At 71.9% G+C, this 14,323-nt stretch carries 14 protein-coding genes; 7 read left to right on the plus strand and 7 right to left on the minus strand.

Annotation, left to right across the window (positions count from 1 at the left end; translation table 11 throughout):
* Position 1 precedes the first annotated feature (1 nt).
* Positions 2-550, plus strand: coding sequence for a CGNR zinc finger domain-containing protein (locus ACIP4O_RS17935; protein WP_401575441.1), 549 nt, complete (start codon positions 2-4; stop codon positions 548-550).
* A gap of 44 nt (positions 551-594) precedes the next feature.
* On the opposite strand, the gene ACIP4O_RS17940 is transcribed toward ACIP4O_RS17935, so the two are convergent.
* Complete coding sequence (locus ACIP4O_RS17940; protein WP_401575442.1) at positions 595-1,602, minus strand: hypothetical protein; 1,008 nt, start codon at positions 1,600-1,602, stop codon at positions 595-597.
* Between the two features lie 654 nt (positions 1,603-2,256).
* Between ACIP4O_RS17940 and ACIP4O_RS17945 the strand changes: the two genes are divergently transcribed.
* The gene (locus tag ACIP4O_RS17945) at positions 2,257-2,682 is read left to right on the plus strand and encodes a hypothetical protein (protein ID WP_401575443.1); all 426 of its coding nucleotides are present in this window, start codon (positions 2,257-2,259) and stop codon (positions 2,680-2,682) included.
* A gap of 362 nt (positions 2,683-3,044) precedes the next feature.
* On the opposite strand, the gene ACIP4O_RS17950 is transcribed toward ACIP4O_RS17945, so the two are convergent.
* The gene (locus ACIP4O_RS17950) at positions 3,045-3,635 is read right to left on the minus strand and encodes an FAD-dependent oxidoreductase (RefSeq protein ID WP_401575444.1); all 591 of its coding nucleotides are present in this window, start codon (positions 3,633-3,635) and stop codon (positions 3,045-3,047) included.
* A gap of 361 nt (positions 3,636-3,996) precedes the next feature.
* Here ACIP4O_RS17950 and ACIP4O_RS17955 point away from each other — a divergent pair, with 361 nt between their 5' ends.
* Together ACIP4O_RS17955 and ACIP4O_RS17960 are read left to right on the plus strand one after the other, a co-directional pair.
* On the plus strand, positions 3,997-4,794 hold the full coding sequence (locus ACIP4O_RS17955) for an alpha/beta fold hydrolase (RefSeq protein ID WP_401575445.1): 798 nt from the start codon (positions 3,997-3,999) through the stop codon (positions 4,792-4,794).
* Positions 4,795-4,880: 86 nt separating this feature from the next.
* Positions 4,881-5,510: a chorismate mutase gene (locus tag ACIP4O_RS17960; protein WP_401575446.1), complete on the plus strand. Its 630-nt coding sequence runs from the start codon at positions 4,881-4,883 to the stop codon at positions 5,508-5,510.
* Positions 5,511-5,659: 149 nt separating this feature from the next.
* On the opposite strand, the gene ACIP4O_RS17965 is transcribed toward ACIP4O_RS17960, so the two are convergent.
* Complete coding sequence (locus ACIP4O_RS17965; protein ID WP_401575447.1) at positions 5,660-6,268, minus strand: TetR/AcrR family transcriptional regulator; 609 nt, start codon at positions 6,266-6,268, stop codon at positions 5,660-5,662.
* Positions 6,269-6,432: 164 nt separating this feature from the next.
* On the opposite strand from ACIP4O_RS17965, the gene ACIP4O_RS17970 reads away from it, so the two are divergent.
* Positions 6,433-6,993 carry a DUF308 domain-containing protein gene (locus ACIP4O_RS17970; RefSeq protein WP_401575448.1) on the plus strand — a complete coding sequence of 187 codons (561 nt, stop codon included), beginning with the start codon at positions 6,433-6,435 and terminating at the stop codon, positions 6,991-6,993.
* 43 nt (positions 6,994-7,036) lie between these two features.
* Here ACIP4O_RS17970 and ACIP4O_RS17975 read toward each other — a convergent pair whose 3' ends face one another.
* From ACIP4O_RS17975 to ACIP4O_RS17990, 4 genes are all read right to left on the minus strand, one after another.
* Positions 7,037-8,347 (minus strand): ricin-type beta-trefoil lectin domain protein, encoded by a 1,311-nt coding sequence (locus ACIP4O_RS17975; protein WP_401575449.1) that lies wholly within the window; start codon positions 8,345-8,347, stop codon positions 7,037-7,039.
* Positions 8,348-8,775: 428 nt separating this feature from the next.
* On the minus strand, positions 8,776-10,101 hold the full coding sequence (locus ACIP4O_RS17980; RefSeq protein WP_401575450.1) for a M20/M25/M40 family metallo-hydrolase: 1,326 nt from the start codon (positions 10,099-10,101) through the stop codon (positions 8,776-8,778).
* The gene (locus ACIP4O_RS17985; RefSeq protein ID WP_401575451.1) at positions 10,098-11,489 is read right to left on the minus strand and encodes a cytosine permease; all 1,392 of its coding nucleotides are present in this window, start codon (positions 11,487-11,489) and stop codon (positions 10,098-10,100) included. The genes ACIP4O_RS17980 and ACIP4O_RS17985 overlap by 4 nt, the downstream gene beginning before the upstream one ends.
* Positions 11,489-12,442, minus strand: a complete 954-nt coding sequence (locus ACIP4O_RS17990) for a DUF1177 domain-containing protein (protein ID WP_401575452.1) — start codon at positions 12,440-12,442, stop codon at positions 11,489-11,491. Before ACIP4O_RS17990 ends, ACIP4O_RS17985 begins: the two co-directional genes overlap by 1 nt.
* Before the next feature lie 158 nt (positions 12,443-12,600).
* On the opposite strand from ACIP4O_RS17990, the gene ACIP4O_RS17995 reads away from it, so the two are divergent.
* On the plus strand, positions 12,601-13,434 hold the full coding sequence (locus ACIP4O_RS17995) for an IclR family transcriptional regulator (protein WP_361324925.1): 834 nt from the start codon (positions 12,601-12,603) through the stop codon (positions 13,432-13,434).
* A gap of 26 nt (positions 13,435-13,460) precedes the next feature.
* Complete coding sequence (pepE, locus tag ACIP4O_RS18000) at positions 13,461-14,189, plus strand: dipeptidase PepE (protein WP_401575453.1); 729 nt, start codon at positions 13,461-13,463, stop codon at positions 14,187-14,189.
* Positions 14,190-14,323 lie beyond the last annotated feature (134 nt).

Raw genomic sequence — 14,323 nt, forward strand, 5'->3', positions numbered from 1 at the left:
TGTGAATCATGCATTTCCCTGCGGCACCCTGCCTCTGGACTTCGTCGGCACCCTGCGCGCCCGGCGCAACGCCGCGCCCGCCGAGAAGCTGGCCACCCCCGCACTGCTCGACGACTGGTTCGTCGAGTCCGGGATGATGGACCTGCCGCCGGGCGCCGACGAGACGGACCTCGCCGTCGCCGTCGACCTGCGCGAGGCTGTCTACGCGCTGGTCGCCGCCCGGCTGTGGGGCGAGGAACTGCCCAGCAAGGCGGTCACCACGCTGAACAAGCAGGCGATCGGCCTGCCCGTACGGCTGCGCCTCGGCCGGGACGGCGCCATCCGGACCGGCTCCGTCGCCCAGGGGCTCGCCTCGCTCGCCCGGGAGGCCGTGGAACTCCTCGGCGGTCCCGATGCGGACCTGCTGCGCGAGTGCGCCCGCCCCGAGTGCACGCAGGTCTACCTCGACCGCTCCCGGGGCCACCGCCGCGAGTGGTGCGCCATGCGCACCTGCGGCAACCGCGTCAAGGCCGCCGCCTACCGCGCCCGGCAGCAGACCGCACTCACCTGAGCCCGGGCGGGCATCACCGCCGGAAAGGGTGTCGCTCGACGCCCCTACGGACCCACCGGTCCCTGCCCGGCCGCCGCGCGGCCCTCCGCGACAACCTCCCGCACGAGGTCGACCGTGAGCCGCAGGTGCTGAAGGACCGGAGCGCAGTCCACGACGAGGGACTCCAAGGGGTGCGCTCCCCGGCCGCCTCCGGCCGCCCGTAGCCGGTCGTCCCCGGCCGACGCCCCTACGGCGAACGGCAGCGCGCACTCGTACACCGTCGCCGCGACATGCCGGGCCAGCGCGGCGGCCCTCGACACCCTGACATCGAGCGGCGCGCGACCGGCGAGGACCACCAGTCGCCCCCGGCCAGGAACGTTGTGGAGTTCCGCGGTGAATCCCAGGCGTTCTGCGTGCAACAGGCCTTCCAGCTCGGCGGCCACGGCGGCGGGGGAGGAGGGCGCCGGCCCGCGGAGGCGGGCGGCGATCCGGTCCAGCGGGCCGGCGGGGTCCAGCGCGGCGAGCGCCGCGACCATCCGGCCCGAGGCGCCGAGCGCCATCCCCGCGGTCGCCGTGGCGAGGAAGAGCGCGTCGCTCCGGCGCAGCGCGGTGGCGCCGGAGTACGCGGCGAGCCCGTCCGCGACGTGGAGGTCGTCGAGTTGCACGACGTCGTCGGCCAGTACGGGGGTGGGGACGTCCTCGGCCAGGTCGCGGCTGGGGGAGCGGAGGGGGCCGAGCGGCGTGACGAACAGGTCCGGGTCTCCGGGCGCCGCGGTCCCCTCGGGCAGGGGCAGCACGAGCCAGGGGGCGGGCCCCGCCCCGCCCGCGTGCCCCGGTGCCCCCGAGGCGGAGGCCGGCGTGTCCGGCAGCCGCCACGTGCCGGTGACGCGGTGACCCCCGGGCACCGGACCGGCGGCCGGGCGGACGCCTCCGGACACCAGGGGAATGGCGTGCGGAAGCAACGCGGCCCAGTTCCATTCCGCGCGGAACGCGTCCCAGGTCCCGGCGGGGTCCTCGCGGGCGGCCTCCTCGTACGCGGCGAACAGCCGGGCACGGTCACCCGGGGAGCGCACCGCCCGCGCCCCGCGTGGGCTGACGCCGCGAGCGGAGGACGGGGCCCTCATGGGCCCACCCGTCAACGTCGCCGCGGGCTCGCGGCACCCTCCCGACCCCGTGCTCTCGCCGCTGTGCGCAGGACGTGCGGGGAGATCTCCCGCAGAGGGGGACGCGGGGGGATACGTCATGGAGGGTCCTTCCGAACGGGCGCGCGGAACGCGTGGTGACGCGGCGGTGCTGGGGAAAGCCGGTCCCGCCCGGGCGTCAGCCGGGACATATGAGGGGCGGCGCGCGGCGACCACCCAAGTGATGGCCCGAGCCGTGCCGGTATCCGGTGCGCCGACGCCGACGGGACAGTGCCCGACCTGGGGCGGAATCAGCAACGTACCTTACCACCGGTATGTGTGAGCGAAGGAACATGTGCACATGTCCCGGCACGTACGGGGGCGCGGCAGGAACCGTCTCCCCGAATCGGTCTCTCCGTGGGCCGCTTGACGGCTTGGCGTGCATGCGGGGTCCTGCCGGGTGCCTCTCACCGGCCGGGACGTCCCCGGCCAGGGCCCGTTTCCAGACAGGTGTGCGTCCAAAACACGTATCTTGATTCCGGCTCCTCACACCTCATACCTTGTGTCCACCCGGAGGTTCCGGGAATGCCGAGAAAGGCGTGTCGCATGAACTCCAAGTCGTTGTCCAGGCGTGCCGCGGCCGGTGTCGTCGGAGCCGCCGTGGCGGCCGGTGTCCTGCTGTCGAGCGGCTCGGCCCAAGCGGCCATCGGCGCGGGCCGGGTGCAGCTCTGCGCCCAGGGCAACTACGACGCCTTCCTGGTCTTCAACACCGCCCAGCAGGACCAGCAGGGCGTCGGCACGGCCACCGTCGCCCGCGGCACCTGCCAGACCTTCAACGTCGTGAACTACGGCGGGGGCAGGCAGACGGGTATCAGCGTGCTCGGCAGGTACAACACGAGCAGCGACACCTTCTACATCGACGGACTCAACGTCGACCCCACGGCCGGCGGCTGGAAGCTCTTCGCCAAGGGCACCACGGCCAACGCCGGCGCGGGCGCCTGGCTGGAGATCGAGGCCACCCCGCGCTCCTGAACCCGCGCCCTCCGGGCGTCAGCCCCTGCTCACCTCTCAGCGGCGCGTTGACGACGGCCAGCGCCCTGCCCGCGTGCCGACGGTCGCGCGGATCGCCGCCACGCGGCCGTAGCCCGCGGGGGATCTTCCGTGGGGATCGGCCGTTGGCGGCGTCCCCGGGGTGTGGGGGCGCCGGGCTCGCGGGAGCGGCCTTCGTGCCGCCGCCGCGCGGGCCCGGCACCCCCTGGCCGTCCGGCTCCCCGCACCGGTCTTTCCTCAGGACACCTGGTCGGTCGGCCAGATGGTGCGGTAGCCGGCGAGACCGATGATCGCCTCGGCGTCGTCGACCGGTGGGTAGATCCACTCGGTGTTGACGCGCTGCTTCATCTCCTTGGCCTCGGGCCCGTGAGCTGGACCACGCGGCGGTCCCAGCCCGCCGTGAGTACGGCCCCCGCGGGCCCCAGGTCGAGGCAGGTGACGTAGGGGGCCGCTGCTAAAGGCACCTCCTCGACGTCCAGGAGCCCGGCGGCGACGTTGTGGCCCGCGAACTTGTCCAGCGGCACCGCGTGCTGACAGCTCTGCATCACGAGGTGGCCCTCGCCCGCCTCGGCGGCGGCGGCGGTGTCGCCCGCCGCGTACACCCCGGGCACTCCGACGACGCGCAGGAACTCGTCCACGGCCAGACGTCCCATCCGGTCGCGCTTGCCCGGAACGAGCTTCGTCAGGGGGCCGGCGGCCATCCCGGCGGACCAGACGACGGTCGCGGCCGGGATCGTCTCACCGTCCGCGAGGCGCACGACACCGTCCTCGTACCGCTCCACGGTGGAGCCGAGCCGCTCCTCGACGCCAAGCCCGCGCACGGCTTCGGTGAGGTACGGACGCGGTCCGGCACCCAGCTCGGGGCCCAGCTCGCCCGCGTGTTCGACGAGCACGACGCGGACCGGGGCGGACACGACTGCCGGTGCGGTGATCACGCAAGTGGTCACCCCGGCGGATCGGGCGTTACGGTGCCGCTCCGCGCCTCTCTCTGTCCATCCGTCGGCCGCTGCCGAACGCCGCCTCACTTGCCACCCCCTCCGCGGAAGCGGGCGCCCGAGCCGGATGTGGTGGTCCATCAGCGTGACGAGGGAGAGAGGGAGAACGTTCGGTCTTGACAGAGCGTCACCCCCTTTGTCTAATGGCAATACCGAACGTTCTCCCTTGGAAGTCGCGGAGAGCGGAGCGATCGCGTGCCCCGTTCCACGAGTCACCGCACGACGCGCGCGCCCCGCTCCGTCCGCGCTTCCGACGACCCGCACACCTGACCTCGCACCCCATCCAGCCGAAAGGCCGCTCATGCGTATTCGCATCCCCCGCCGTGTCGCCCTCACCGCCGGCGCCTTGGCGCTCCTCGCCGCCACCAGCGCCCCGGGAGTGGCGCAGGCGACCGGCGCGGGCCCCTCCACGCCCAAACCCACCGTCGTCCTCGTCCACGGCGCGTGGGCCGACTCCTCCAGCTGGACGCGGGTGGTGGAACGCCTGCGCGCGGACGGCTATCCGGTCCGCGCCCTCGCCAACCCCCTGCGGGGACTCACGAGCGACACCGCCTACGTCTCCAGCTACCTCGCCACCATCGACGGTCCCGTCGTGCTGGTCGGCCACTCCTACGGTGGCGCCGTGATCACCAACTCCGCGGTGTCGGACCCCGATGTCAAGGCGCTGGTCTACATCGCCGGCTTCATCCCCGTGAAGGGCGAGAGCGTCGGTGACCTGGCCGCCCAGTCGACGCCGCCGATCCCCCTCGTGGAGACCCCGGTCCCCGACGGTACGGAGGTGTCCATCGACCCGGCCCACTTCCGCGAGGTCTTCGCCGGCGACGTCGACAAGACCACCGCCACCGACCTGGCGACGACCCAGCGGCCGGCCAACATCAGGGCGGTCAGCGAACCCAGCGCCGAAGAAGCGTTCCGGTCGATTCCCTCCTGGGACCTGATCACCCGCCAGGACCACGCGATCGCCCCACGTCTCCAGCGCACCATGGCACAGCGGGCCGGTGCGCACACCGAAGAGGTCGATGCCTCCCACGCGGTGATGATCAGCCGTGCGGACAAGGTCACGCACATGATCGAGGAAGCCGCGCGCGACACGCGGTGAACCCGCCGCGCCGCGCTTGCTCCCTGGTTCCGGCGTGCGGGAGCGTCCCGCGCGCCCGCTGCGAGAAACACATGTGAGGAAGATCGATGAACCTGCGTACCAATGTCGCCCGCGGTGCCGTGCTCGCCGCGCTGTGTGTGGCCACGACGGCCCTGACCGCCCCCCAGGCTCTCGCGGCGGAGCCCCACGGAAACGTCGCGGCTCTCGCCGGCACGGCCGGGGCGAGCGCACCGTTCGGCGCACTCGGCCCGCTGACCGACCTGGTCATCGAGCGGATTCGCGTCAGTGACGACGTGGCGGCGTCCAAGTTCGGCACCGACTCGCCGATCGACGATCCCGCGAGGGAGAGCGAGGTCCTCGACCGGGTCCGTGAACAGGCCCATGCCAATGGCGTGCGGCCTGAAGCGGCGGTGGCGTTCTTCCGCGACCAGATCACGGCGAGCAAGGTCGTGCAGAAGGGCTTGTTCGCGCGGTGGACTGCCCACCCGCGGCAAGCCCCCACGACGCGGCCGGATCTCACCGTGATCCGCGCACGCCTCGACCGCCTCACCGCGGACCTGCTGCACGAACTCGGCACCACCGCACAACTTCGCGACAGGCCCACCGCATGCTCCGTGGAACTCGCATGGTCGACGACCTCGGGCGCGGTACTGGCCGATCTGGACGCCCTGCACCGTCAGGCCCTCCGGGCAGCGACGCCATCGGTGTGCGGCTGACCGGATCAGAACCCCCACGCCCAGCGCCACCGTCCGCACTCTCTCGCTCGATCTCGCCCCCACCAGGCGGACCGGGCGGGGGCGCCTCGTCCGGGGCGAACCCGCAGACGTGAGCGCCCGGGCCCGGCGAGGCGCGCGCCTCGGTTCTGTCAGGCGGACGGCTTCGAGCGGGTGGGGGCGGTGTGCGCTTCGAGGAGTCCCTCCACCCCCAGCAGGAAGGTCTCGCACACCAGCTCCGGAGCGGAGAGGCAGCCGGCGGCCATCGCGCCGTCCCGCAGCATCACGAAGTGGCGAGCGGCGGGCTCGGCGGGCCGCTCGCCGATCTTCGACAGAAGCTCGGTGACGGTGTCCAGGAACCACTGGCGGTGCGCCAGGACGGCCTGGTGCACCGGGTGATCGGCGTCCGGGAACTCGGCGACGGCATTGAGGAACGCGCACCCCCTGAAGCCGGGGGACCGGATGTCCTCACCGATGGCCGAGGCGACAGCCCGGACGGTGTCGGCCGCGGGGAGACCGGCGGCGACGGCCGCGGCGGCCCTTTCGCGCATGACGTGGTCCGCCGCTTCCAGGTAGGCGACGACCAGGCTCTCCTTGCTGGGGAAGTGACGATAGAAGGTGGCCCGTGTCACCTGTGCTTCCGCGACGATGCGATCGACGCCGACGCTGTGGATGCCCTCCGCGTAGAACACCCGGCTGGCTGTCGCGAGGAGTCGGTTCCGCGCTTCGGACGGTCGGCCTTCGGATTCGCTGCGCACCATGCCGCCATCATAACGGGTAGAACGTTCGGTCTTGACGGCTCGGCGCATCCCTGCCAGTCTATGGAGAACAGAACGTTCATTCTCGCGAATGCGCTGCCGGTCTCATCGAGTCGGTCGACCGCGGGAACAGCGCCTCCCTTCGCGTGTTCACCGAAAGGAACATCGTGAGCGCTATCGCTGCTCCGTCAGGCATCATCACCACGGCGTCCGCCCTGCGGCGTCTCTACTTCGTCCGGTTCGTCTTCGCTCTCGTCTGGGCCCTCGTGATGTTCACGACGACCGACAGGATCAGTCCGGTCGCGGCCGTGCTGCTCGTGCTCTACCCCCTGTTCGATGTCGGGGCGGCCGTCGTCGACGCGAGGGCGTCGCGCACCGCGGGATCGCCGACGCTGCTCTACGTGAACATGGCGGTCAGCCTGATCGCGGCCATCGGCGTGGGCATCGCCTGCGCCTCCGGCATCCCGGCGGTGCTGCGCGTATGGGGCGCCTGGGCGATCGTGTCCGGGCTGGTCCAGCTGATCGTGGCCGTCCCCCGCCGCAAGATGGGCGGCCAGTGGCCGATGATCCTCAGCGGCGGCATCTCGGTCCTGGCCGGGGTGACGTTCGTGGCATCCGCCGGGGCGGACGACCCCATGCTCACCAGCGCGGTGGGCTACGCGATCCCCGGCGGCGTCTTCTTCCTCCTCTCGGCCCTGCGCCTGGGCCGTGGCGCCAAGGAGCGCTGACAGGGCGGGGCGGTACGGCTGCGGTCGCGCGAGGTGCGCTCGGCTACTGAGCTCCGCCCGCCGCGGTCCACCGCTGCGCGGCCGTACCGTTGCAGTCCCAGATCTGGAGCTGAGTCCCGTCGGCGGTGGAGCTTCCGGGGTCGTCCAGGCACCGGCCCGACTGCGGGTTGATCAGCGAGGAGTTGGGCCCGGTCACCCAGCGCTGCGCGCCGGAGCCGTTGCACTGCCAGAGCTGGACCTTGGTCCCGTTCGCCGTCCCGCTGCCGCTCACGTCGAGGCAGCCGCCCAGGGCCCGCAGCGCGCCGCCCGCGTCGGGAACGTGGGTCCACCGCTGCGCGGCCGTACCGTTGCAGCCGTACAGCTGCACCGGCGTGCCGTTGGCGGTGCCGGAGTTGCGTACGTCGACGCACTTGCCCGTGACCCCCGAGCGGAACGTGTCGGTCCTCGCCTGGCCCTGGGACTCCAGAGCGGACTCCACGAGCGAGGCCGCCGCCCTCATCCCCGCCTCGTTGGGGTGGTACGTGGAGCGGCCCCCGGCCGGACGGTACGTCTCCACCCACGGACTCGCGGCGCACGCGTCGTGTCCGTGGCTGGCGGACGCCAGATCGACGAGGGTCGCACCCGTGGCGCTCGCGGCGGTGGCGGTGGCGTCCGCCAGGCGTGTGGCGATGCCGCGCTCGAACACCGCCTGGTCGTCGGTCAGAGGAGCGTCGGCGCACACCTTGGAGTCCGGCAGGATGGTGAAGTAGTTCACCAGGTAGACGTGCGCTTGCGGTGCCGCGCTGTGTACGCGGTCCACGATGTTCTCGATCCGCCCGGCCAGTTCGGGGAAGGTCCGGTTGATCGCGCCCTGGTCGACGGTGCCGCAGTCGCTGCCGCCGCTGGTCCGGCAGGAGTAGGCGTTGATGCTGCCCAAGTAGTTGACGTCATTGCCGCCGATCGTGATCGTGACCGCGCGGGTCGCGGGGGTCACGGCCTCGATCTGCGGCGGCTGACCGGCCTGGCCGGTCGTCAGGACGTTGGCGGTGGTCGCGCCGCTGCACGAGACATCCGTCAGGTTCGCCCCGGTCTCGCGGGCGACGATGGCGGGGTAATTGCCGGCCGACCTGGCACAGGCCGCGGCTCCGCCGCCCGATTGCGCCGGCGGGATACCGGGCCCGGCGGCGAAGGAACTGCCGATCGCCACGTAATCGAGTCCCGAGGCGGCGACCGCCGAGGTCCCCTGGTCGGAGGGCGGCGCGGCGTGAGCGGCCGTCGCGGGCACGGCGAGGGCCAGTGCCGCCGCGACGGCCCACCACACGCGTGCGGACCCTCGGGCGAGGAAGCGGATCTCGGAGCGCGGACCATCCAGCATGAGGCACCTCCACAGAGGTGGGGCGGCACCGCACGAGCGCGGGACCGTACCCGCTTGGCAACGTTGTCGCTCGGACCATAGCGGGAGACGGGTCCCGGGCCAAGACCGCGTGAGCCTTCCGGACGCGGACGCCGGACGCCGGACGCCGGGGCCGTGGCCGTGGCGCGGACGCGGCCCCGGCCTTCGATGGACAACCGTCCACGAAGGGTCGACTGGAACCATCCTGTCCGCCCGGACCGGCTGCCGCGAACAGCCATCTCGTCAGGAATGAATGCCCGTGGAACCACCGCGAGTCCGAGGCGTAGCGGACGCTGACCCGTGCGGAGGTGCGGAAGACGCGCTGGAGCCTGCGGGCGACCGCCGGTGAGGGTTGCCACCCGCGGCGGCGGGGCAGGCCTCCAGCAGCGTCAGACCGAGCGCGGGCCGGGTCAGCAGCTCTGCCAGAGGCGGGTCATGACGCGGACGCCGAAACGCAGGCCCTCCAGTGGGACCCGCTCGTCCACGCCGTGGAAGAGGCGGCCGTAGTCCAGATCGTGCGGGAGCTTCAGGCCCTTGAAGCCGAAGCAGCGGATGCCGAGGTGGGTGAAGGCCTTGGCGTCCGTGCCGCCGGGGTTGCAGTACGGCACCGGGTGGCCGTCCGGGTCCTCGGCGCGCACCGCCGCGCACATGGCGTCGACGAGCGGGCCGTCGAACGTGGTCTCCATCGCGATGTCGTGGTTGACCCACTCCCGGCTGACGGAGGGCAGCAGCAGCCGGTCGATGGTGTCGATCAGCTCCTGCTCGTGGCCGGGCAGGAAGCGCCCGTCCACGCGGGCGGTGGCCTTCCCTGGGATTACGTTGGTCTGGTACCCGGCGGCGAACATCGTCGGGTTCGCCGAGTTGCGCAGGACCACCTGCATGAAGTCCGCGACCGGGCCCAGCCGGGCGAGGCTGCCGTCGATGTCGTCCTCGTCGAACTCGACGCCGTAGAGCCGGGCGGCCTCCTCCAGCAGCGCGCGGACCGGCTCGATCAGCCGGATCGGGAAGGTCTCGCGGCCGATCCGGGTCAGTGACTCCGCGAGGTCGGTGACCGCGTTCTCGTCGTTGGGGGAGGAGCCGTGGCCGGCCCGGCCGGTGGCGGTGAGCTCCATCCAGGCCATGCCGCGCTGGGCGTTCTCGATCGGGTAGAGCCGACGGGTGTCGTCGATCGCGAAGGAGAACCCGCCGCCCTCACCGATCGCCTCGGTCACCCCGGCGAACAGCTCCGGGCGGTGTTCGACGAGCCAGTGGGCGCCGAATTTGCCGCCCGCCTCCTCGTCCGCGAGGAAGGCGAGGACCAGGTCGCGCGAGGGCTTCGTACCGGTGCGGGCGAGGTGCCGGGCGGTGGCGAGCATCACCGCCACGGTGTCCTTCATGTCGATCGCGCCCCGGCCCCAGAGGTAGCCGTCGCGGATCTCGCCGGAGAAGGGCGGCACCTGCCACTCGGAGGCGTCCGCCGGGACCACGTCCAGGTGGCCGTGGACCAGCAGGGCGCCGCGGTCCGGGTCGCGGCCGGCGATCCGGGCGATGACGCTGGCCCGTCCCGGCGCCGACTCGATCAGTTCCGAGTCGATGCCCGCCTCCGCGAGGCGGGCCACGACCCACTCGGCGCTCGCCCGCTCGTCGCTCGTCGGGTTGGAGGTGTCGAACCTGATCAGCTCGGCGCACAGGGCGATCACCTCGTCCTGGGCCTCCTCGGAGGCCGGGACCGGCGCGGTTTCGGGTGCGGTGCTCATGCTGCTCCCACAGGGGTGGTGGTACGGGCGGCCGGGGCCGTGGAGTCCTGCTCGTCGGCGAGGACGGAGACGCCGTAGGGCTTGATCCAGCCCAGCAGGCCCAGGGCGCTGTACAGGACGAAGGCGGTGGCCAGCGAGTTCAGGGCCGGGATGCCGCCGTCGTAGAACTTGCCGACGCAGAACGCGGCGATCCAGATGGCGATCGACACCGGCACCCAGGTCGGGGAGTGCGCCGGCAGGGTCTCGGACTCCCGGGTCTCGTCCAGCGGCTTGCGCATCCGCTTGACGACCCAGTACTCGGCAACGATGATCCCGCCGATCGGCGGGATGGCGACGCCGAGGATCGTGAGGAACTCGGTGAAGTGGCTCATGATCCCGACGGCCGACAGGACGGTGCCCGCGAGGCCGAGGACGACGGTGACCGCGCTGCGGTGCACCCGCTTGTCGAAGACGACCTGGAAGAAGTTGACGACGCCGAGCGAGGAGCCGTACAGGTTCCAGTCATTGATCTTCGCCGTGGACATCAGGACGACGAGGACCCCGAAGGCGCCGGAGGTGGAGAGCACGATGTGCGAGACCTCGCTGCTCTTGACCAGGTGGCCCAGGAGTACACCGGTCAGGCCGACGATGTACTCGGAGAGGATCATCGACGAGGCGCTCTGAAGGAAGACGTGCGAGCTCTTGCGGTTGTAGCGGGTCATCTCCGGGGAGACGATCGCGCCCGTCATGTAGCCGCCGGCGATGGCGGTGGCGGCGACGGCCAGCGGCATCGTGTCGCCCGGCGGCGGCGAGTGGACCAGATCGCTCAGCGAGTGGTCGTTCAGGGTCCGGATCACGGAGAAGGCGACCATGGCGAAGAACAGCGGGGTGACCACCTTCGCGAAGTTCGCCATGTACTTGAACCCGAAGATCACCAGGGCCGTGATGGCGATGCCCGCGAGCACGCACCACATCCAGGACGGCCCGCCGACGAGCGCCGAGACGCTGTCGCCGAAGATCTTGTTCTGCACGCCGAACCAGCCGACCAGGCTGACCGCGATCACGAAGCTGACCAGCGCCGAGCCGTTGCGGCCGAAGCCCACCCAGCGGGTGAGCATCGGGGTGGCCAGACCCTCGCGCATCCCGGCCAGGCCGATCGCGAAGATCACCACCTCCAGGATCACCGCGCCCAGCGTGAACGCCAGGAACGCGCCCCCGAAGGTCATCCCGACGCCGATGGTGGCGCCGAGCGTGAACTGCGAGATCGAACCGGACTGGGCCAGCCACTGGAGGAGCATCGTCCAGAAGCCGAACCGCTTGTCGCGCGGGACGCGCGAGAGCGAGTAGTCGTCGCTGCCGATGCTCTTGGGCGCGGGCGCGACGGCACCGGACTGCGGGGTGGCTGCCATCAGGACTCCCGGGGTGTACGACCGAAGGACTGCAGGTGGGTCAGCGAGCCGTAGCGGCTGACGAGGTTGTCGAACTCGACCGCGTCGTGGAAGTCCAGCCGACCGTCGCCGTAGGCCTTGGCGACCTCGACGGCGTAGCGGGCGGCGGACGCGATGTCGCTCTCGTGACTCGCTCCGGTTCCGCAGCCGGGTACCGCCGCGGCCGAGGTGATGGCCAGACCGATCACGGGGGCAGCCGTCGCGGTGGAGGGCTGGAGGATCGAATTGATGTGGTGTGCACCATTACCGTACGGGGTGATGTCCTGGGTGGTCACCGGGTACGTGACCAACGGCTCACCGGTCACCACGGCCAGCAGCTCCCCGAGCTGCTCGCTCACGCGGAGCACCCAGCCCTCCTTGACGGTGGGCGACAGGGCCAGGCCCTTGTGGTTGATGACGCGGTTGCCCTTGGTGGTGTCGATGGAGAGTACGGCCTCCATCTCGTCGCTCACCTCGTGCCGGTTCATCGTGGCGATGTCCACCGGCGAGCCCATGAACGGCACCGGATCGTGCGGCTCGGTCGGGGCGTCCGGGCAGATGTGGGTGGCGATGATCACGTCACCGGGCAGCACATCGCCCCGACGGCGCATGTCGAGCAGCTTGGCCGCGGCGGCGAGCGCCGAGACGGCTCCGTCCGCGTCGGAGACCAGGCCGGTCACCTCGGGCCGGGCGCCGATGCCGCCGAGCCGGCCGACGACGCCCAGGGTGCGGGCGTCGCCCCGGGCCGTGCGGCCCCGGGAACCGGGGATGCGCACCGACACGAAGTCCGTCGAGCCCCGCTCACCGGTGACCGTGGTGACCTGGGCGGACGAGCCCTCGGCCCCCGCCGCGGCGTCCAGGTACTCGACGACCGTCTTGCCGTTGACCCGGGGGTCGTCGAGCAGCTCGACGAGGTCCAGTACGTACTTCAACATGAGGGGGCCTTTCTCGCGCAATCGTCACACCCCTCCGGAGCCCGCCGGAGAACCGCGCCCAGGGCGGGGTGCTGAGAGCAGATTCGGGATCGGATAGCGTTGAGCGCAATAATTTCCCGTTATCTGCAACTCGGTTGCCCGAGAGTCTGAATGGTGAGATGGCTATGGCGGAGTTCGAGGTGGACCGGCGGACGCCCGCCGGGGCGCTCCAGACCGTGGACCGGGCGCTGCTCGTGCTGCTCGCGTTCGAGCGGACCCGGCCCGACTGGGGCGTGACGGAGGTCGCGGCGGAGTTCGGCTGGGACACCTCCGTGGCCCAGCGGCTGCTCGCCACCCTCGCCGGGCGCGGCTTCCTGGTCTCCGACCCCGTCACCCGCCGCTACCGCATCGGCCCCGCCGTGCTGCGTCTGGGCCGCCTCTGGGAGCGCTCGGGCTCACTGGAACTGCTGGCCGGGCCGGTCCTAGAGGAGTTGCGCCGGGTCACGGGCGACACCGTGCTGTTCTGCCTGCCCGACAGCTTCCACATGCGATGCGTGGCCGCCGAGGAGGGCGAGGCGGGACCGCTGCGCTACCACCCGCTCATCGGCGAGCTCTACCCGGCGCACGCCGGGGCCACCTCCAAGTCCTTCTACGCCTACCTGCCGGACGAGCAGCGCCACCGGCTTTTCCGCGGCCGTCCGATGGCCCGCTTCACCGACCGGACCGTCACCGACCCGGACGCGCTGGAGCAGGAGCTCCTGAAGGTCCGCGCCCAGGGCTACGCCTGGACGGTCGGGGAGTACGACACCGGCATCGCGACCGTAGCCGTACCCGTCTTCCTGGGCCGCGAACCGTACGGAAGCCTGAGCCTCGGCGGCGCCGAGGAGCGGTTCGACGGGGCTCCCGAGAACCGCCTCGAACCGCTGCGGCACGCCGCCGCACTCCTGGAGAAGCGCCTCACCCACCCGCCGCAGCGCCCGAAACCCAAGCCCCGCCGCACCACCACGCCCTGACCGAACAACCCCGAGGAAGTGCCCCCGTGAATCTGCTCCTGCTCTCCAACTCCACCCAGTACGGCCGCGGTTACCTGGAACACGCCCTCGACACCGTCACCGCGTTCCTGCCCGCCGGAGCCCGGCTCGCCTTCGTGCCGTACGCGCTCGCCGACCACGACACGTACACCGCACGCGTCCGCGGCGCCCTGGAGCCCGCCGGGATCACGGTGCACGGTGTCCACGAGCACACCGACCCGGTCGCCGCGCTGGAGGCAGCCGACGCCGTGTTCATCGGCGGCGGCAACTCCTTCCGGCTGCTCAGTGCCCTCCACCGGACCGGGCTGCGCGAGGCCGTGGCGGGCGCCGTGGCTTCCGGGCTGCCGTACATGGGTGCCAGCGCCGGGACCAACATGGCGGCGCCCACCCTGCGGACCACCAACGACATGCCCATCGTGCAGCCGCCCTCCTTCGAGACGCTGGGCCTCGTGCCGTTCCAGATCAACCCGCACTACCTGGACCCGGACCCCGCCAGCACCCACAAGGGCGAGACCCGCGAGGAACGGCTCACCGAGTTCCTGGAGGAGAACGATGTCCCGGTCCTCGGCCTGCGCGAGGGTTCCTGGCTGCGTGTCGAGGGCGAGGCGGCCCGCGTCGAGGGCGCCCGCCCCGCCCGGCTGTTCACGCGGGAGGCGGCGCCCCGGGAACTGGCGGTGGGCTCGGACGTGTCCCACCTGCTCACGACGGAACCGCGGTTCGACGCTCCGGCGCGCTGACCGCCGGCACCAGGCCGGTGTCCGCCGCCCCGGTTTGGCGGCCGGGTATCCGCGTCGCCTGGCCCGCGCGAGCGCCGTACGGCCCGTGCCCACGGGAGGAGGGCACGGGCCGTACGGGTGCGCGGCGCACATCT

Source organism: Streptomyces sp. NPDC088923, from assembly GCF_044749745.1.
Classification (GTDB): domain Bacteria; phylum Actinomycetota; class Actinomycetes; order Streptomycetales; family Streptomycetaceae; genus Streptomyces.